Genomic DNA, 17,305 nt, shown 5'->3' with positions numbered 1-17,305 from the left:
AAAAATGCGCGGGCGGCGTCCCGTTCCGGGGAAGGGCGGTACCTGTCCGGGCGCGCGGTCGAAGGACCGCCCGCCGGGGGTCAGGAGGGCTCGAAGGAGTCCAGCGACTCGTCGCGCAGGTCGGCCTGGCCGGTCCACGAGGCCGCGGGGGTCACCCAGGCGACCGTGTAGTGCACGCCGGGCGCCACCGCGATGTTGCGCGACAGCAGGCGCCGCTCCTGGCCGTCGCCGTTCCAGGTGAACTCCCATTCGGCGACCGAGTGGAATCCGCTGCCCGCGGTGGCGTCCTCCAGCCGCACCCGCTCGTAGCCGGGCATGCGCCCCGAGTCGTGGACGCCCTGCTCCAGCCCGACGACGTGCTGGTACTCGTCGTCGGTGGGATGCTCGGCCATGTCGACCTGGAGGTAGCTGCCGTCGTGGGGGGAGTCGTAGAAGACGCTGGTCCCCGCGGTCCTGCGGATCCACCCGTCGGGCACCCCGATCCCGAAGCCCTGGTCCTCCTCGGTCCAGGTCGTCCCGTTGCCGGTGACGGACTCGCCTCCGCCCGCCTCCGGTTCGCCCTCCCCCTCCTGCCCGGAGGGCTCACCGGTGGCGTCCTCCGTGCCGCCGCCGTCCGCCGCGGAGCCCTGATCCTCGCCGGAGGCGGCCGCGGCGGGGCCGGGCTCCCCGCCCCACGGATCGAGCGCGACCAGGAGGGAGGCCGCCGCGACCAGAGCGGACAGTCCCAGGGTGAGCACCACGAACGGCCAGGACAGCCGTCCTCCGCGCCGCGGCGCCTCGGCCATCGGGACCGTCGGGCCTGGAGGGGGCGCGACCGGGCGCGTCGGCTGCGCCGGGGGCCGCGCGAACGCGGCGGGGGGCGTCTGCGGGGCGGTTCCGAACCCGGTCGGGAGCGGCGTCGTCGCGGGCGCGGGCGGCGGCCCGGAGGGCGTGGGGTCCGCCGCGGGGGAGGCGGGGGCCGGGGAGGGCGTGAAACCCGTGCCGACGACCGCGCCGACCGCCTGGGCGGACAGCAGTTCCCGGCACCGGTCGGCGTCGATCCGCCTGGCCGGGTCCTTCACGAGGAGTCCCCGGACGGCCTGGCCCAGCGGCCCCCGCCCCAGGACGTCCGGCGGCTCCGCGGAGGTGACGGCGTGCAGCGTCGCGGGGATGCCCTCCCGCCGGAAGGGCGAGACCCCGGTGGCCGCGTGGTACAGGGTCGCGCCGAGCGACCACAGGTCGCTCGCGGGGCTGGCCGGGCCCGTGCCCAGGCGCTCGGGGGCCAGGTAGGCGGGGGAGCCGAGCACCCCGGCCGTCTGGGTGACCGAGGCGGTGTCGGCGATGGTGGCGATCCCGAAGTCGGTGAGCACCACCCGTCCGGAGTCGGTCACCATCACGTTCTCGGGCTTGACGTCGCGGTGGGTGATGCCCTGCCCGTGCGCGGTGGTCAGGGCGCTGAGCAGGTCCAGGCCCCACGCCGCGGCCTCCCGGTGGTCGCGGGGGCCGTCGTCGCGGACCAGGGCGTGCAGGGAGCGCCCGGTGAGGAACTCCATGACGATCCACGGCCGCCCGTCGTCCTCGACGATGTCGTGCACGGTGACGATGTTGGGGTGACCGCCCATCGCCGCGGCCTGCGCCTCGCGCCTGGCCCGGGCCGCCGTGCGCCCGCGCTCGGTCTCGTCCTGCCCCGGCCCCAGGAGGATCTCCTTGACGGCCACGGCGCGGTTGAGCCGTACGTCGTGCGCGCGCCAGACCCGTCCCATGCCGCCCCGGCCGATCTCGGCCAGCAGTCGGTAGCGCTCGCGCAGCGTGCGGTGCGGATCGGCGTCGGACCCCATCGGTCTCCCTCGTGGTACGGGGTCTGGCGACCTCGTGGACATCGGGGCGCGCGAGGGGCGCGGGACAGGGGCTTTCCGCGCGTGCCGGGCGACCAGTCTAGTGAGACGGGCCCGCACCGCCGAACCGGACCGGAGGGCTCCGCGCCCCGCCTCCGGCCTCGCGAAAAAATGTCGGTGCGAAGACTTCCAGTTCACGCGCCCGCGGGGTCGCCGAGAATGCGCATTACCGCCCGCCGACCACTCCTCCGGTGAAACAGGCACCCCCGCCGGCGTGTAATCTCCTGAACGTTCTGTCCGGCTTCTCAGAAAAAACACGGGAGTGCTGTCCGAATGTGGAGAGTTCTGTACTATGTCACACCGCTGACGTTGTCCGTGGCCATTCTGCTGCTCTTCGCGCTCTCCCTCGTGCTCGCGGCGGCCGCGACCCGCTCACAGGACTCCTTTCCCCGGCACACGCGAAAGTTACTGGCGGTTACGGTGTCCGTCTACGTACTGGTCCTGGTGATGCCGTTCTCCGGGGTCTCCGCGGCGGGCCCCGGCCGATCCGTCCACTGGAACCCCCTCGGCTTCGTGAACGACCTCGCGGTGAACGAAGCCGTGGAGGAGAGCTTCGGCCAGCAGCTCACCGACGGCACCGTCGCCCACTACAGCCCCGAGGAACTCACCGACCAGGAGAAAGAGGAGATCCAGGGGACGAACCCAACCGACTTCTACGTCCACGGCGACCCCGATCGCGGCCTCTTCGTGGTCGACGGCCAGGGCGGTCCGGTGTCGCACGCCCAGGAGAACCTCGTCCTCACGGAACTCTCCGAGGGGATCGGGACGGCGGGCGAGCCCATGCAGTACGCAGCCCTGATCCTCGAGGAAAAGGCCATGAACGCGCTCCTTTTCGTCCCCTTGGGAATCCTGGCCTTCTTCGCCTTCTCCCCCTGGTGGGCCCGCCTGTCGTTCGGACCGGCCCTTTCCGTGTCCGTCGAAACGCTTCAGTGGGCCGCGGGGGCGGACCGGGTCGCCGACGCCGGGGACGTCCTCGCCAATTCCTCGGGATTCCTCGTCGGCGTCGGAATGGCCGCGGTCTCGGCGGCGCTCCTCGCACGACTTCCCGGGGAATCGAGAAGTCCGGTGGGCTGACCGGTGCGGGCGCCCGGGTCCACGCCGCCGTGCTCGTCCACGCCGCCGCGGACCGGGAGGAGGCCCCCTCCGGGGGCGCGGCGGCCGGGGCCTCCCGCCCGCCGGCCCGAGGGCGTCGGCCGCCCCGGGACCGTGGCTCAGTTCGGCAGGGTTGTGATAAAAAGTTAGGTGTGCCGAACTCTAGAGGTTGGTCCCCTTCAACATCCTGGTCGAGGGTGCTTCCCGCCGCCGGGCTGGCCCTCGCCCTGCCCCTCACCGCCTGCTCCGCCGAGGCCGGCCAGACGCGGGACGACACACGGCCCCTGGTCCTGACCACGTTCACGGTCCTGGCCGACATGGTCGGCAACGTCGCGGGCGACCGGGTCGAGGTCGCCTCCCTCACCCGCCCCGGGGCCGAGATCCACGGCTACGAACCCACCCCCGACGACCTCGTCCGGGGCCAGGACGCCGACCTGATCATGGAGAACGGGCTCGGTCTGGAGGCCTGGTTCCAGCAGTTCACCGAGCGGGTGGAGGCACCGACCGCCCTGCTCAGCGACGGCATCGAGACCATTCCCATCTCCTCGGGGGAGTACGAGGGCGAACCCAACCCCCACGCCTGGATGTCACCCGACAACGCCCTGGTCTACGTGGACAACATCCGTGACGCCCTCACCGAGCTCGACCCCGGCGGCGAGGCCGCCTACGCCGAGGCCGCCGAGGCCTACAAGGCGGAGATCTCCGAGGTCGGCGACTACCTGGACACCGAGCTCGCCGAGCTCCCGGAGGACGCCCGCGCCCTGGTGACCTGCGAGGGCGCCTTCTCCTACCTCGCCCGCGACGCGGGGCTGAGCGAGCGCTACCTGTGGCCGGTCAACGCCGAGACCGAGGGCACCCCCCAGCAGATCGCCTCCGTGACCGGCTTCGTCCGCGACAACGGCGTGCCCACCGTGTTCTGCGAGAGCACCGTCAACGACGGCACCCAGCGGTCCGTGGCCCGCGAGACCGGCGCCCAGATGGGCGGCACCCTCTACGTGGACTCCCTGTCGGAGGCCGACGGCCCCGTCCCCACCTACCTCGACCTGCTCCGGCACGACGCCGAGACGATCGTCGCCGGGCTGAGGGGGTGAGCGCCGTGCCCGCCTCCGCCACGCCCTCCCCGGCGGTCCCCGCCATCGAGGTCTCCGGCGCCACCGTGCGCTACGGCGACGTCCTCGCCCTGGACGACGTCTCCCTGGAGGTCGCCCAGGGCCGTGTCTGCGGACTGCTCGGCACCAACGGCTCGGGCAAGTCCACCCTGTTCAAGACGGTCCTCGGGCTGGTCCCCGCCGACCACGGCCGCGTACGGGTCCTCGGCCGTACCAGCGCCGACGCGCGCCGGGCCGGGGCGGTGGGCTACGTGCCCCAGTCCGAACAGGTGGACTGGGCCTTCCCGGTGCGCGTACGCGACGTGGTGATGATGGGCCGCTACGGGCACATGGGGCGCCGCCGCCGGGCCCGGGCCGCCGACCGCGAGGCGGTCGAGCACGCCCTGGAGCGCACCCACCTGTCCGACCTCGCCGACCGCCAGATCGGCGCCCTCTCCGGCGGACAGCGCAAACGCGCCTTCGTCGCCCGCGCCATCGCCCAGGGCTCCGCCGCGCTGCTCCTCGACGAGCCCTTCGCGGGGGTCGACAAGCGCTCGGAGGCCACCATCGTCGAACTGCTCCGCGCTCTGCGCGGGGAGGGGCACACCCTGCTGGTCTCCACCCACGACCTCGCCCAGGTGCCCGTGCTGTGCGACGAGGCGGTCCTGCTCCAGCGCCGCGTCGTCGCCCACGGCGCGCCGGCCGAGGTCCTGCGCCCGGAGGTCCTCATGGAGGCCTTCGGCGTCCACTCCGACGAGGAGGGCCCCGTATGGACGCGCTGATCACCGGTGCCGCCGAGTGGTTCACGGTCCCCCTGCAGTTCGAGTTCGTCCGGCGCGCCCTGCTGGTGAGCGTGGTCGCCGGGGTCGTCTGCGCGGTCCTGTCCTGCTGGATGACGCTCGTGGGGTGGTCGCTGATGGGCGACGCCGTCTCCCACGCCGTCCTTCCCGGCGTGGTGCTGTCCTTCATGTTCGGCCTGCCCTTCGCGGTGGGCGCCCTGGTGTTCGGCGCCGGGTCCGTCGCCCTGATCGGGGTGGTCAACAGGACCTCCCGGGTCAAGGAGGACGCCGTCATCGGCGTCGTGTTCACCGCCATGTTCGCCCTGGGCCTGGTGCTCGTCTCCCGGGTGCCCAGTCAGACCGACCTCGGCCACATCCTGTTCGGCAACGTGCTCGGGGTCTCCGACACCGACATCTGGCAGGTGCTGGTCCTGGCCGCCGTGGTCCTGGCCGTGGTCTGGTACAAGCACCGCGACCTCACCCTGTACGCCTTCGACCCCGTCCACGCGCACGCCCTGGGCATCAACCCGCGCCTGCTGGAGACCCTGCTGCTGGGCCTGCTCTCGGTCACCGTCGTCGTGGCGCTGCAAGCGGTCGGGATCATCCTGGTGGTGGCCATGGTGATCATCCCCGGGGCCACCGCCTACCTGCTCACCGACCGGTTCGAGCGCATGCTGCTCGTCTCGGCGTCGATCGCGGTGGCGGCGGCCGTGGCCGGTGTGTTCACCAGCTTCCACCTCAACGTGTCCACCGGCGGGTCGATCGTGCTCGCCCAGGCGGCGGCGTTCGCCCTGGCCTACCTCCTCTCGCCCCGGCAGGGCGTGCTCCGGCGCGGGGTCTCGGCCCGCCGCCGCCGGGCCCGCGGCCGCTCTTCCGTCAGACCCGCGTCCTAGGATTCGGTGGGCGCCGGCGGCGGGCCGGGAGCGCGGGACGAGGGGTGGTCGGGACGCATGGCCGGGAACAGCGCGGTGGACGACGAGGCCGCCTTCTCCGCACTGGCCCGACGCCACCGGCACGAACTCCGCGTGCACTGCTACCGGATGCTCGGCTCCTTCACCGAGGCCGAGGACATGGTGCAGGAGACACTGCTCAAGGCCTGGAGCCGCCGCTCCACCTTCGAGGGGCGCTCCACGTTCCGGGCGTGGCTGTACAAGATCGCCACCAACACCTGCCTGGACGCCCTCGACCGGCGCCGCACCCGTGACAGGCCCGTGGCGGAGGGCACGGGCGCCTCGCCCTTCTCCGAGGTCCCCTGGCTCCAGCCGTACCCGGACGAGCTCCTGGACCTGGCCGCACCGCCCGAGGGGGAGCCGGAGGCGGCGGCCATCGCCCGCGAGACCGTCGAACTGGCCTTCCTCGCCGCCATCCAGCACCTGCCGCCCCGCCAGCGGGCCGTCCTCATCCTGCGCGACGTCCTCGGCCGGCCCGCCGAGGAGACCGCGAGCACCCTGGAGGTGTCGGTCCCGGCGGTCAAGAGCGCCCTGCAGCGCGCCCGGGCGACCCTGCGCGCGGTCCTTCCCCGGCACAGGGCGGACTGGGGTCCGGTCACGGCCCCCAGCGAGGAGGAGCGCGCCGTCCTGCGCCGCTACATGGAGGCATCCCGGGACGCCGACCCGGACGGGCTCGCCGCCCTGCTGCGCGAGGACGCACGCCAGACGATGCCCCCCGCGTCGCTGGTCTACGAGGGCCGCGAGGCCATCCTGGACCTGTGGCGCCCGGTGCTCTCCGGGAACCGGGCCTGGGGGGACTGGATCGCGGTGCCCGTGGACGCCAACCGCCGCCCCGGCGCCGCCAACTACGTGCGCATGCCGGGGGAGGCGGTCCATCGCGCCGTCAACCTCGACGTGCTGCGGATCGAGGGCGGCCTCGTCGCGGAGATCACCACGTTCGGCCCCGAGACCCTGCCCGCGTTCGGGCTCCCGCCCACCCTCTGACCCGGGGGAACGCGCTCCGGCGCGACCGCGTGCGGAAAATCCGCCCGGGCGCCGATTCCTTCTCCCTCCCGGTCCGGTCGTACGGGTGGGGACGACGCGGCGGCACGGTGCCGCCGCGCGCCCGACACGGAAGAGGACACGACATGAGCGCGTACGAGCAGGACCCCGCCGGCCCCGACGCCGCCCTGGCCGCCCTGGACCGCCTCGTGGGCGCCTGGAGGGTGAGCGGAGGCGCCGAGGGCACCGTCGTCTACCGCTGGATGGAGGGGCGGCACTTCCTCCTCCAGGACGTCGACCTCGTCCATGACGGCACGAGGGTCGTCGGCCTGGAGGTCATCGGGAGGGAGCGGCCCTTCGGGGCCGAGCGGTCCGGCGAGGACATCCGGTCGCGCTTCTACGACAGCCTGGGCAACACCTTCGACTACGTCTACGAACTGGCCGGGGACTCCCTCACCATCTGGGCGGAGGAGAAGGGGTCGCCCGCCCGCTACACGGGCGTCTTCAGCGCCGACGGGTCCACCGTGACCGGCCCGTGGACCTACCCGGGTGGCGGCGGCTACGACTCCACGATGGTCCGCACCGGCTAGCCCCGGGGCGGGCCGGGCGGGAGCGCGGCGCCGGGGCGCTCCCCGCCCGGGGAGGGCTCCGGTCGGCGTCCCCGGGGCGGTCAGCCGGGCAGGACGCGCTCGACGAGTTCCTGCCAGCTGTCGGCGAGGGGGTCCTCGGCGTCCGGCTCCGGGGTCCGGGCGGCCTCCTCCCTCGACAGGTACAGCATGAGCGGGCCCTCCAGCGCGCTGGTGAGCTGGAGGGCGAGGCCGTCCAGGTGGCGGCGGGGGACGTCCGTCCGGCCGAGCAGCATCCGGAAATGGGGCAGGGTCATGCTGACCTCGCCCATCGGGGCGGGCCGGTTGCGGTCCAGCGCGGCCCTGACGAGGGTGTGGTGGACGAACAGGTAGGCGATGCGGGCGCGCCCGTAGGCGATCAGCCGCTGCTTGGGCTCGGCGCCCGGCCCCAGCGGCGGCGGCCCCGAGAGGACCTGTTCCTGGAACCGCCCCTCGCTGTCGTCCAGGAGGGCGTTGAAGATGCCGGCGCGGCTGCCGAAGCGGCGGAAGACGGTGCCCTTGCCCACACCGGCGCGTTCGGCGAGGGCGTCCATGGTGACCTTCTCCGCGCCGTGCTCGGCGAGCATCGCACGGGCCGCTTCCAGCAGGATCCTGCGGTTGCGCGCCGCGTCCGCGCGTTCGGGGCGCGGTTTTCCGAAGGGCACGAGAGGGGCGTTCACAGGAGGGAATCTACACCACGGTCGCTAAACGGGGTAAAGTCCGCTTATGCTGTAGCCGCGGTCCGCACCGAGCGGACCCCTGCCGCCCTTCTGCAGAAACGGACCCCATGAACCTGTTCCGACTGGACGCCAGCATCCTCCCGAGCACCTCCGTGAGCTCCGAGATCGCCGACCGCGCCGAGGCCGAGTGGACCGCCGCCAACCCCGGTGGCACCGTGACCCGCCGCCACCTGGGCACCGACCCGCTGCCCTCCGACGCCTGGGCGCTGGCCACCACGGCCGGCTTCGCGGCCGAGCCCGACCGCACCCCGGCCCAGCGCGGGGCGCTCGACCTGGCCGCGGCGCTGGGCGCCGAACTCGAGGCCGCCGACGCCGTGATCCTGGCCGTGCCGCTGTACAACTTCGGCGTCTCCCAGCACTTCAAGGTCTGGTCGGACCTGGTGATCGCGGGCGTGGGCGCCACCACCCCGCTGCTCAAGGGCACCCCGGCCCTGCTGGTCACCACCCTCGGCGGCGGCTACGGACCGGGCACGCCCCGGGAGGGCTGGGACCACTCCACCCCCTACCTGGAGCGCGTCGTGGGCGACATCTGGCAGGCCGACCTGACCCTGGTCAAGTGCGAGCTGACCCTCGCCGCCACGACGCCGGCGATGGAGGGGCTGAGGGAGATGGCCTCCCAGCAGCGCACCGAGGCCCTGGACGCCGCCCGCGAGGCCGGACGCGCGCTCGCCCGGGCCTGAACCGGCGGAGCCGCTGTCCGCCGGCAGGGTCACGAGGACAGCGGCTCGGCGGACGCGCCGCGTCGGGGGGAAGCGCCCGGGCCGGGCGGCGGGAACCCGCCTCCCCCGACGCGGCCCGCACGGACACGCGCGTACCGGGCCGACCGCGCCCCGCGCGATCGCGGCCACCGCTCCGCCTCCCGCCGCCCCGGCGGCGACCGCCCCGCTCCGGACGAGGACGTGTCCGGCGCCGGGGGCCGGAGCGGGCGGGTTCGTCCTCGAAGGCCCCTCCCGCCGCCCCGGTGGGGCTAGGACTCCACGACGCTCCGGAGCGGCCGGGCCGCGGAGCGGGCCAGGACCTGGCGCTCGTAGTGGCGGGCGGCCCTGGCCCGGTTGCCGCAGGCGGTCCCGCACCACTGCTGGCGGCCGTGGGCCTGCACGAAGTAGCGCACGCAGCGCGGTGCCGTGCAGGCGCGCAGCCGCTCCCGGTCGGGCCCGTGCAGGAGGGCGATGGCGGCGCGGGCCATCGCCGCCACCACCCGTGTGTCGGAGGCTCCCCCGCCGGACCGGAGTTCGACCACGGGCACGTCGCCCTCGTCCCAGCGCAGCCGCGGCACGACGGGCTCCCTGGAGGCCGCGGAGTTGAGCCGCTCCAGGGCCTGCTCGGCGGGCAGGAGCCGGTGGGCGTCGGCGGGACTGGGCGGCCCCGGGAGCACGGCCCGGGCGAGCAGCGCCCTGACGGCGCCGCGCAGCGCCAGGACCTGGTCCCGCAGGTCCTCCCCGGCGCCGGGGCCCAGGACCTGGACCCCGGGCAGGAGGTCCGCCACCGACGCCAGCCACCGCGCGGTGTCCGGAACGGTGTCCAGGTCGTCCGCGACGCCCCCCGAGCCGTCGTGGCGGATCGTGCTGGCCAGTTCGAGCGCCAGATGGCGTTGCATGGATTCCCCGTCCTCGTCCCGTTTGCCCGTCGCCTTACCCACGAGCTAACGTTCTAACGCTTAAGGCTAAGTTATCCGTTAGAAGTGCGGGGCGGGAACGTGCCCGCGAGAGGACGACCATGACGGTTCTGCTCGCCCACATCAGTGACCTGCACCTGGACGGGACCGACCGCGCCACCGAGCGCGCCACCCGGACCGTGGACTACCTGCGCGGACTCTCCCAGGCCCCCGACGCCCTCCTGGTCAGCGGCGACATCGCCGACCACGGCGCACGCGAGGAGTACGCGGAGGCGGCCGGCCTGCTGGACCTGCCCTTCCCGGTGCTGAGCTGCCCGGGCAACCACGACGACCGCGCGGCCTACCGCGAGGTGCTGCTGGGGGAGCCCGCATCGGGCGAACCCGTCAACCGGGTGCACCACGTGGCGGGCGCGGCCGTGCTGGCCTGCGACTCCACGGTCCCCGGCGAGGACGGCGGCCACCTCGACGCGGCCACCCTGGTCTGGATCAACGACACGCTGAACGAGCTGCCCGGCGACACCCCCGCACTGCTGGCCCTGCACCACCCGCCGGTGCGCGTCCACCACCCGCTGCCCGACTCCATGCGCCTGGACAACGCCGACGACCTCGCCGGCCTCCTGGCCGCCCACCCCCGCGTGGCCGGGATCCTGGTCGGGCACGCGCACACCGGCGGGGCGACGACCTTCGCGGGGCGGCCCCTGCTGCTGGCGCCCGGCGTCACGTGGACCCTGCGCATGCCGTGGGAGGGCGAGCCCGCCTTCAACCGCGACCAGCCGCCCGGCGTGGCCTTCCACGTCCTGGAGGAGGACCACAGGCTGACCACCCACTTCCGCGCGGTGGTCTGAACGCACGGCCGCACGGTGCGCCCGGCCCCCACCGGGGGAGGGCCGGGGCGGCCCCTCGCCCCGGCGGACGTGCGCGCGGCCGGGGACGCCCGCCGGAGCCCCGCTTCGGCGGAGGCGCGCCCCCGGCCGCCGCGCCGCCCCTACAGCCAGCCGTTCTTGCGGAGCTGGCGATACGCCAGCGCCGAGGCCCCGACCATCACGCCCATGATGATGGGGTAGCCGAAGAGCCAGTGCAGCTCGGGCATGTGGTCGAAGTTCATCCCGTAGAACCCCGCGATCATGGTGGGGATCGCGATGACGGCCGCCCAGGAGGAGATCTTGCGGACGTCCTCGTTCTGCTGCTTGCCCAGGAGGGCCAGGTGCGCGGTGAGCGCGCTGGTGAGCAGTTCGTTGTGGTCGTCCACCTGGTCGTCCACCCGCAGCAGGTGGTCCAGGACGTCGCGGAAGTACTCCTTGGTCTCCTCGAACCGGGGGATCCGCCCCTTGGAGACCTCCTCCAGGACCGGGATGAGCGGGCTCTCGGCGCTCCGGAACTCCAGGACCTCGCGTTTGAGGTGGTGGATGTCCTCGGTGACGTCGCCGCCGCGCGGCTGGAAGACCGCCCGCTCCAGTTCGATGATGTCGGACTCGATCTTGTGGACCACCGTGCCGTAGTGGTCGACGACCTCGTCGCACACGCCGTACAGCACGGCGGCGGGCCCCGCGGACAGCAGTTCGGGGTCGGCCTCCAGGCGTGCGCGGACCCTTCCCAGGGGGTTCCCCGTGCCGTGCCGGACGCTGACCACGAAGTCGGCGCCGACGAACAGCATGGCCTCGCCGACCTCCACGTCCGAGGTGTCCTCGTGGTAGGCCAGCGTCTTGACCACGACGAAGACGGTGTCGTCGTAGCGCTCCAGCTTGGGACGCTGGTGGGCGGTGAGGGCGTCCTCGACCGCCAGGGGGTGGAGGGAGAGCTCCTCCTCGATGAGGGCGAACTCCTCCGGGGTGGGCTCGTGGAGCCCGATCCACACGAAGCAGTCGTCCTGGTCACGGCGGGCCTCGTCGAAGGCGTCGCTGATGTCGCCGTCGATGTCCTGCCGCCGACCGGCGTGGTAGATCGCCTTGTCTATGATCACGGAGCCCAATTATGGGTGCGTTGCCGCGCTCCCAGGACCCGTGCGGAGCCGCGGATCCCGCGCCCCCGCACGGGATGCCGGGGCCGGAGGCGCGCCGCCGAAGGGCGGCCGGGCGCCCGGCGCCGACCGGTGCCGTCACGGTGACGTACCCGGCTCGCCCGCGCTGCCGCACCCGCCCTCGGCGAGGCGACAGACCTTCGTGTGGCTGCTCACCGGTTGCCCGCCCCGGCGCCGGGCGTCGGGGAGTTCCCCACACCGAGCCGGCCGTCGTCCCTTTCCGGCTCCTCCTGTCCACCCCCCGAAGGAGACCGGTCTCCGGGGTCGAAGACGCGCGCCATCATCAGGGCGTTCAGGCGTCGGCTCATGAACCGGCTCATGAACACGCTGAGCCGGTTGAGGCGCCCGTCGATGACGGTCGGGCCGGGGCTGCGGCGCTCGAGGTGGCGCAGCGCGGTGGTGACGACGTCCTCGGGCGTGCGCAGCTTCCCGGCGGTCAGCACTTCGGCGTCCGGCCCCATCCCGGTGGTGAAGTCGGTGGCGGTGGCGCCGGGCGAGACCGCGAACGCGGTGAGGCCGGTGCCGCGCAGCTCCGTCCACAGTGATTCCGTGAAGCTGAGCACGAACGCCTTGGTGGCGCTGTAGACGGCCATCCGGGGAGACGGGAGGTAGGCGGAAACGCTGGCGAGGTTGATGACGAAGCCGTTGCCGGCGTTCACCATCTGGGGCAGGAACGCCGCGGTCAGCTGCACCGGCGCCATCGCGTGGACGGCGATCTCGGCGGTGAGCTGTCCGGGATCCGTGCCGGGGAACAGGGCGAACGAGCCGAATCCGGCACTGTTGATCAGGCTCGTGACCTGGACGCCCCGATCGGCGACCGCCCGGTGGAGCTCGTGTGCGGCGGTCGGGCGGGAGAGGTCGGCCGGGATCGCCTCGATACGGGCGTCTGTGGTGCGGCGCAGCTCGTCCGCCGTCGATGCCAGCCGTTCGGCACGCCGGGCGACGATCACGAGGTTCGCACCGCGTGCGGCCAGGGCTGTGGCGAAGGCGGCTCCGATCCCGGAGGTGGCCCCGGTGATCAGAACGGTCTGTGCGCGGTAGTCAACGGTCATGCGACCAGTCAACGGGGTCGTCGGCGGCCCCGTCCAAGACCTGTTTCGCAACCCGTCATGCAGGAGCCGCATGACGGACGGGGCCGGTGGTCAGGCGTGGCGGACGAGGAGCCGCTTCGCGGACTCGACGAACTCCGCGACGAGGAGGCTGGTGTCCGCGGCTCGGGTGGCGACGACGACCCGGCAGGGCTCGGCCTCGTCGACCGGAACGGCGACGAGGCCGGGACGGAGGGTGCGGCGCAGGTCGCCGGCCGGGACGACGGCGATGGCGCTCCCCTCGGCGACGGCCTCGAGCTTGTCGTCGTAGGTGTCGGCGAGGGCGGGGCCGAGCGGGGCGGGGGCGTTGTCCGGTCGGGGTTCGAGCCGCCAGAAGGCGGTCCAGTCGGCACCCGCTCCGGTGCAGCCGACGAGTGGTTCGGCGGAGATGTCGGCGGCGGTGACCGACTCCTTGCCTGCGAGGCGGTGGGACTCCGGCACGAGCAGGACCCGGGGCTCGGCGTAGAGGACCGCCAGGTCGAGGCCGTCGGCCGGGATCGGCAGAGGTGTACGGATGACCAGGGCGTCGACCTGCCGGTCGGTCAGGGCGCCGGCGTCCTGTGAGTCGAGGTGGCGGGTGCGGACGTGGACGTCGGGATGCCGGTGGCGCAGGTCGCGTACGGCGGGCGTGACGATCAGATCGTCGGCGTACCCGATGGTGACGGTGCGCTCCGGCGCGGCGGCGCGCGCGGTGAGCACCGCCTGCTGGGCGCTGTGCACCAGCTGCTGGGCCTGGGGAAGGAACGCCGCGCCTGCGGCGGTGACCCGCCCCGGCCCCGTCTCGGGGCACCGGCGGCCCCGGCGGTCGCGGCCGGGGACCCCCGGCTCACGACGGAGGCGCTCGCGGACCCCCGGCGGTCGTGGTCGGGGGGCCGACTCGTGGCGCCGGACCCCCGACCGGCGGGAACCCGCGGGTCCCGTACCCCTCAGAGGAGCATGGCGAGCTGGCGGGCCTGGGCGACGAGGACGCCCTCGCTGTCCCAGATCTCCATGTCCTCCTCGTGCAGGCCCCCGGAGACATGCTTGGTGAACACCCGGCAGGCGAGCCAGCCGGGGGCGGGGCGGGCGCGCACGTGCACGCTCAGCTCGACGGTGATGGTGCTGAACTCGCCGATCTCCAGCACCGCCGGGACGGCGAAGTCCACCATGGCGGGCAGGGAGTGGACGTCGGCGGGGCGCCCGTCGGCGAAGCGCATCCAGAACTCGACGTGCGGGTGCCCGTCCTTCTTCCCGTCCAGCCATCCGGGGCGGGCGGGGTAGCGGTACTCGACGCTGTGGGCGATGGTCAGGCCCTCGGGCGCGTCGAACTCCGCGGGCACCGGGCACCCCTCCGGCGCGGGGAGCGACGGCGGCCCCTCCAGGTGCAGGACGCGCCCCTCCGCCGTCAGGTCGCCGTAGGTGGCCGTGGCGCGCAGGACCTCCTTGCCGCCCTGCTCCAGGACGACCTGGCCGGTGGCGGTGCGGCGGCCCTCGCGGATGGTCTCGGTGCGGACCTCGGCCCCGCCCGGGGCGGCGGGGCGCAGGAAGAACGCGGAGACCACGAGGGGGTCGGGCTGGCTCATCCCCTGGGCCAGCGCGTTGAGCGCCGCGCCCAGGACGTAGCCGCCGTTGGGGTGCGAGGTGAAGGTGGTCCACCCGTCGGTGAGGGTGGCGGTGAACTCGCCGTCGCTCCGCTTCTCGACACGGGTGTCCCGGTCGAACTGGAAGCCCTCGGTGGTGTCGTCAAGGCTCATCCCCCAAGGTTACCGGCGAGTAGCCGTGCTGCGTGTGCCCGGGCCCGTGCTCCCGGACCCGTGCTCCCCGGGGAAGGGGCTTGACCCTCACGCCGCGTCAACCCCTAACGTCGTGGACACGTCACCACCAGCGACGGAACAGGAAACACCATGGGCCACACCGTCGGCGAGGCCGCCCGGATCAGCGGGCAGACCGTCCGCACCCTGCACCACTACGACACCATCGGGCTCCTCGTCCCCGCCGAACGCACCGCGTCCGGCTACCGCAGCTACAGCGAGCGGGACCTGGAGCGGCTCCGGCAGATCCTCACCTACCGGGAACTGGGTTTCGGTCTGGACCGGATCGCCGAGCTCCTCGACGACCCCGCCGCCGACACCCGCGCCCACCTGGTCCGGCAGCACGCGCTGGTGACCGAGCGCATCGACCGCCTGCGCACCATGGCGCGGGCGCTGGAACGCCTGATGGAGGCCGACACCATGCACCTCGATCTCACCCCCGGCGAACGCCTCGAACTCTTCGGGGACTTCGACGTCGACGCCCGCGCCGAGGAGGCCCGCGAACGCTGGGGCGCCTGCGACCCCGAGGCGTTCGACCGGTCCCTGCGCGACGTCGGCCGCTACACCGGGGACGACTGGCTGCGGAGCCGGGCCGAGGCCGCCGAGGTCTACCGGGCCCTGGCCCGCGCCATGGACGACGGGGTGCCCGCCGGCAGCGAGGCCGCCGCCGACCTGGCCGAGCGGCACCGCGACCACATCACCCGCTGGTTCTACGACTGCACCGTGGAGACCCACCGGGGGCTGGGGCAGCTGTACGCGGACGACGAGCGGTTCACCGCCACCGTCGACGCCCACGGCCAGGGGCTGAGCGTCTACCTGCGCGACGCCTTCGCCGCCAACGCCGCCCGCCGCGGCGCGGACAGGGGCTGAGCGCCGGACGCCCGGACGGAACGGACCCCGGGGCGGTGACCGGTCGTCCGGGGGCGGCGGCCACCGTTCGCGCGGTCGCCCCGGCTACCGGGGGGCGAGCCGTCGGGCTCGGTGGGTACGCAGGTCACGGGCCAGCGGCGAGGGGTGCAGGCGCCGGGTGCGGCGGAGCCGGGCCAGGTCGGCCCGGCACTGGTGGGAGAGCTGGAGGTGGAAGTAGTTGACGTGCTCCAGCACCGCGAACCACCACAGGGCCGCCCCCGGCCACACGTGCGCGCCGGACGCGCCGGTGGCCAGGGCTCCGGCGATGACGGCGCCGCCCAGGGCGAACAGGACGAGGTTGAGGCGGCCCAGCGTCCGGAAGACGCCGATCCCGGCCGGGCGGGGCGCGCGGACCCTGAGCTGGTGCGCCTTGAGCCACCAGTAGGCCCCGCCCTCCATGAGCAGCAGCGCGACCAGGCCGAGCCCGGCCAGGTTGGCGGGGCTCGCGGGCATGCCCAGGACGCCGAGGGCCACCGCCGCGATCAGGACGATGTTGACGTGTTCCAGGAGGGCCGTGTGGCGCAGTCGTCGAATGAGCACGTCCCCATTGTCCGCCGGGCCGGACCCGGACCCGCCGACCGGGGGAGCGCCGGTTCGCCGGATGACGCCGGCGGTCGCCCGGCACGCCGTGGCGACGCAGCCGGCCCGGAGGGCTTCCAGCGCCGCTCAGGCCGGAGGGCCCTGGTTAGACTCCGCCCCATGAAGGTCCGCCTCGGTCGCCCCGACCTCTCCCGCCACGCAGACCTCTTCGACGTCCCGGAGGCCGGAGCGGGCCCCGGGCCCTCGGTCACCTTCCTGGGGGTCTCCACGCTCCTCGTGCGGGACGGGGACTCGGCCGTCATGACCGACGGGTTCTTCTCCCGTCCGTCGCTGACCGCCGTGGGCCTGCGGCGCATCGCCCCCGACACCGCACGGATCGACGCCGCCCTGGCGCGGGCCGGGGTGACCTCGCTCGACGCCCTGGTCCCCGTGCACACCCACTTCGACCACGCCATGGACTCGGCCGCGGTCGCCCTGCGCACCGGGGCCCGCCTGGTCGGCGGCGCGTCCGCCGCCGACATCGGGCGCGGCGGGGGCCTGCCCGAGGACAGGATCGTCCGCGCCGTGCCGGGCGAACCCCTGGCGTACGGCCCGTTCACCCTGACCCTCGTCGAGTCCCGCCACTGCCCGCCCGACCGCTTCCCCGGGGAGATCGACGCGCCCGTCACACCTCCGGTCCGGGTCTCCGCGTACCGCTGCGGCGAGGCGTGGTCCCTCCTGCTGCGGCACACCGGCGGCGCGTCCGCGCTGATCCAGGGGAGCGCGGGGTTCGTGCCGGGAGCCCTGGCCGGGTACTCCGCCGACGTGGCCTACCTCGGCGTGGGACAGCTCGGCAGCCGTGACGACGACTACATCCGGACCTACTGGCGGGAGACGGTCGGGGCGGTGGGGGCGCGCAGGGCCGTCCTCATCCACTGGGACGACTTCTTCCGGCCGCTCGACAGACCCCTGCGCGCACTGCCCCGTCCCGCGGACGACCTGGACACCACCATGCGCGTCCTCGGCGGGCTCGCCGCCGAACAGGGGGTCTCCCTGCACTTCCCCACCCTGTGGCGGCGCGAGGACCCCTGGTCGGGCCCTGCCTGAGAGCGCGAACGACTTCCGCTCCTGCGACCTCCGTGTCGTGGCACGACTGTAGGATCCCGCCCATGCCCACAGACACGACAGGGAAATCTGCTGCAACCGTCCGACAGCGCGCGGCGGACGGGGCCAGGGCTCCGAGGTCCGGAGGCCCCTC

Annotated in this window: 18 protein-coding genes; 10 read left to right on the top strand and 8 right to left on the bottom strand. The window is 73.9% G+C overall.

Annotated features, from left to right (window positions below):
* Positions 1-80: 80 nt before the first annotated feature.
* On the bottom strand, positions 81-1,817 hold the full coding sequence (locus ACIRPH_RS06515) for a serine/threonine-protein kinase (RefSeq protein ID WP_402910150.1): 1,737 nt from the start codon (positions 1,815-1,817) through the stop codon (positions 81-83).
* Positions 1,818-2,189: 372 nt separating this feature from the next.
* Between ACIRPH_RS06515 and ACIRPH_RS06510 the strand changes: the two genes are divergently transcribed.
* From ACIRPH_RS06510 to ACIRPH_RS06485, 6 genes are all read left to right on the top strand, one after another.
* Entirely contained in the window at positions 2,190-2,948 is a 759-nt protein-coding gene (locus ACIRPH_RS06510) for a VanZ family protein (protein ID WP_402911614.1), read from the top strand.
* 215 nt (positions 2,949-3,163) lie between these two features.
* Positions 3,164-4,057, top strand: a complete 894-nt coding sequence (locus ACIRPH_RS06505) for a metal ABC transporter substrate-binding protein (RefSeq protein ID WP_402910147.1) — start codon at positions 3,164-3,166, stop codon at positions 4,055-4,057.
* Between the two features lie 5 nt (positions 4,058-4,062).
* The gene (locus ACIRPH_RS06500) at positions 4,063-4,836 is read left to right on the top strand and encodes a metal ABC transporter ATP-binding protein (protein WP_402910144.1); all 774 of its coding nucleotides are present in this window, start codon (positions 4,063-4,065) and stop codon (positions 4,834-4,836) included.
* On the top strand, positions 4,824-5,726 hold the full coding sequence (locus ACIRPH_RS06495; RefSeq protein ID WP_402910141.1) for a metal ABC transporter permease: 903 nt from the start codon (positions 4,824-4,826) through the stop codon (positions 5,724-5,726). The genes ACIRPH_RS06500 and ACIRPH_RS06495 overlap by 13 nt, the downstream gene beginning before the upstream one ends.
* Positions 5,727-5,783: 57 nt before the next feature.
* Entirely contained in the window at positions 5,784-6,767 is a 984-nt protein-coding gene (locus ACIRPH_RS06490; RefSeq protein WP_402910139.1) for an RNA polymerase subunit sigma-70, read from the top strand.
* 143 nt (positions 6,768-6,910) lie between these two features.
* Positions 6,911-7,354, top strand: a complete 444-nt coding sequence (locus tag ACIRPH_RS06485; protein ID WP_402910136.1) for a hypothetical protein — start codon at positions 6,911-6,913, stop codon at positions 7,352-7,354.
* An 80-nt stretch (positions 7,355-7,434) separates the two neighbouring features.
* Here the strand turns inward: ACIRPH_RS06485 and ACIRPH_RS06480 are convergent, their stop codons facing one another.
* Complete coding sequence (locus tag ACIRPH_RS06480; protein WP_402910134.1) at positions 7,435-8,049, bottom strand: TetR/AcrR family transcriptional regulator; 615 nt, start codon at positions 8,047-8,049, stop codon at positions 7,435-7,437.
* Between the two features lie 107 nt (positions 8,050-8,156).
* On the opposite strand from ACIRPH_RS06480, the gene ACIRPH_RS06475 reads away from it, so the two are divergent.
* On the top strand, positions 8,157-8,789 hold the full coding sequence (locus ACIRPH_RS06475; RefSeq protein WP_402910131.1) for an FMN-dependent NADH-azoreductase: 633 nt from the start codon (positions 8,157-8,159) through the stop codon (positions 8,787-8,789).
* Between the two features lie 287 nt (positions 8,790-9,076).
* Here ACIRPH_RS06475 and ACIRPH_RS06470 read toward each other — a convergent pair whose 3' ends face one another.
* Complete coding sequence (locus ACIRPH_RS06470) at positions 9,077-9,706, bottom strand: CGNR zinc finger domain-containing protein (protein WP_402910129.1); 630 nt, start codon at positions 9,704-9,706, stop codon at positions 9,077-9,079.
* A gap of 119 nt (positions 9,707-9,825) precedes the next feature.
* Here ACIRPH_RS06470 and ACIRPH_RS06465 point away from each other — a divergent pair, with 119 nt between their 5' ends.
* Complete coding sequence (locus ACIRPH_RS06465; RefSeq protein WP_267950006.1) at positions 9,826-10,569, top strand: metallophosphoesterase; 744 nt, start codon at positions 9,826-9,828, stop codon at positions 10,567-10,569.
* Positions 10,570-10,709: 140 nt separating this feature from the next.
* Here ACIRPH_RS06465 and corA read toward each other — a convergent pair whose 3' ends face one another.
* The 4 genes from corA to ACIRPH_RS06445 all read right to left on the bottom strand — a co-directional run bounded on the left by corA (position 10,710) and on the right by ACIRPH_RS06445 (position 14,562).
* On the bottom strand, positions 10,710-11,684 hold the full coding sequence (corA, locus tag ACIRPH_RS06460; RefSeq protein ID WP_267950005.1) for a magnesium/cobalt transporter CorA: 975 nt from the start codon (positions 11,682-11,684) through the stop codon (positions 10,710-10,712).
* 209 nt (positions 11,685-11,893) lie between these two features.
* Positions 11,894-12,793, bottom strand: coding sequence for an SDR family NAD(P)-dependent oxidoreductase (locus ACIRPH_RS06455; protein WP_402910123.1), 900 nt, complete (start codon positions 12,791-12,793; stop codon positions 11,894-11,896).
* 90 nt (positions 12,794-12,883) lie between these two features.
* A complete protein-coding gene (locus ACIRPH_RS06450) occupies positions 12,884-13,549 on the bottom strand; it encodes a LysR family transcriptional regulator substrate-binding protein (protein WP_402910122.1) in 666 nt (221 codons plus the stop codon).
* A gap of 206 nt (positions 13,550-13,755) precedes the next feature.
* Positions 13,756-14,562 carry a thioesterase family protein gene (locus tag ACIRPH_RS06445; protein ID WP_402910119.1) on the bottom strand — a complete coding sequence of 269 codons (807 nt, stop codon included), beginning with the start codon at positions 14,560-14,562 and terminating at the stop codon, positions 13,756-13,758.
* A gap of 150 nt (positions 14,563-14,712) precedes the next feature.
* Here ACIRPH_RS06445 and ACIRPH_RS06440 point away from each other — a divergent pair, with 150 nt between their 5' ends.
* The gene (locus ACIRPH_RS06440) at positions 14,713-15,489 is read left to right on the top strand and encodes a MerR family transcriptional regulator (RefSeq protein WP_402910117.1); all 777 of its coding nucleotides are present in this window, start codon (positions 14,713-14,715) and stop codon (positions 15,487-15,489) included.
* An 84-nt stretch (positions 15,490-15,573) separates the two neighbouring features.
* Here ACIRPH_RS06440 and ACIRPH_RS06435 read toward each other — a convergent pair whose 3' ends face one another.
* Positions 15,574-16,068 (bottom strand): hypothetical protein, encoded by a 495-nt coding sequence (locus ACIRPH_RS06435; RefSeq protein ID WP_402910115.1) that lies wholly within the window; start codon positions 16,066-16,068, stop codon positions 15,574-15,576.
* 159 nt (positions 16,069-16,227) lie between these two features.
* Between ACIRPH_RS06435 and ACIRPH_RS06430 the strand changes: the two genes are divergently transcribed.
* On the top strand, positions 16,228-17,154 hold the full coding sequence (locus tag ACIRPH_RS06430; protein ID WP_402910112.1) for an MBL fold metallo-hydrolase: 927 nt from the start codon (positions 16,228-16,230) through the stop codon (positions 17,152-17,154).
* The last annotated feature ends 151 nt before the right edge of the window (positions 17,155-17,305 follow it).

The organism is Nocardiopsis sp. NPDC101807 (genome assembly GCF_044766605.1).
Lineage (GTDB): Bacteria > Actinomycetota > Actinomycetes > Streptosporangiales > Streptosporangiaceae > Nocardiopsis > Nocardiopsis tropica.
This window is presented reverse-complemented; position numbering and strand designations above follow the sequence as displayed.